The 1,048-nt window shown below is 57.4% G+C and carries 1 rRNA gene; it reads left to right on the forward strand.

Features of this window, described 5'->3' with window-relative positions:
• A 23S ribosomal RNA gene (locus tag ACFWZ2_RS43670) occupies window positions 1-1,048 on the forward strand; the annotation flags it as partial.

The raw sequence follows: 1,048 nt of genomic DNA on the forward strand, positions 1-1,048 counted from the left end.
TCTCGTGACTGCGTGCCTTTTGAAGAATGAGCCTGCGAGTTTGCGGTGTGTTGCGAGGTTAACCCGTGTGGGGAAGCCGTAGCGAAAGCGAGTCCGAATAGGGCGATATAGTAGCGCGCTCAAGACCCGAAGCGGAGTGATCTAGCCATGGGCAGGTTGAAGCGGCTGTAAGAGGTCGTGGAGGACCGAACCCACCAGGGTTGAAAACCTGGGGGATGACCTGTGGTTAGGGGTGAAAGGCCAATCAAACTCCGTGATAGCTGGTTCTCCCCGAAATGCATTTAGGTGCAGCGTCGTGTGTTTCTTGCCGGAGGTAGAGCACTGGATAGGCGATGGGCCCTACCGGGTTACTGACCTTAGCCAAACTCCGAATGCCGGTAAGTGAGAGCGCGGCAGTGAGACTGTGGGGGATAAGCTCCATGGTCGAGAGGGAAACAGCCCAGAGCATCGACTAAGGCCCCTAAGCGTACGCTAAGTGGGAAAGGATGTGGAGTCGCAGAGACAACCAGGAGGTTGGCTTAGAAGCAGCCACCCTTGAAAGAGTGCGTAATAGCTCACTGGTCTAGTGATTCCGCGCCGACAATGTAGCGGGGCTCAAGCGTACCGCCGAAGTCGTGTCATTGCGATATATACCCCCAACGGGGATCGTGATGGGTAGGGGAGCGTCGTGTGCCGGGTGAAGCTGCGCCGGAAGGCAGTGGTGGACGGTTCACGAGTGAGAATGCAGGCATGAGTAGCGATACATACGTGAGAAACGTGTGCGCCGATTGACTAAGGGTTCCTGGGTCAAGCTGATCTGCCCAGGGTAAGTCGGGACCTAAGGCGAGGCCGACAGGCGTAGTCGATGGATAACCGGTTGATATTCCGGTACCCGCTGTGAAGCGTCAAACATCGAGCCCATTAATGCTAAGGCCGTGAAGCCGTCCTGGAGCCTTCGGGCAAAGGGGAGTGGTGGAGCCGCTGACCCAAGGTGGTAGTAGGTGAGTGATGGGGTGACGCAGGAAGGTAGTCCAGCCCGGGCGGTGGTTGTCCCGGGGTAAGGGTGTAG

This window comes from Streptomyces sp. NPDC059002, from assembly GCF_042740435.1.
Classification (GTDB): Bacteria; Actinomycetota; Actinomycetes; order Streptomycetales; family Streptomycetaceae; genus Streptomyces.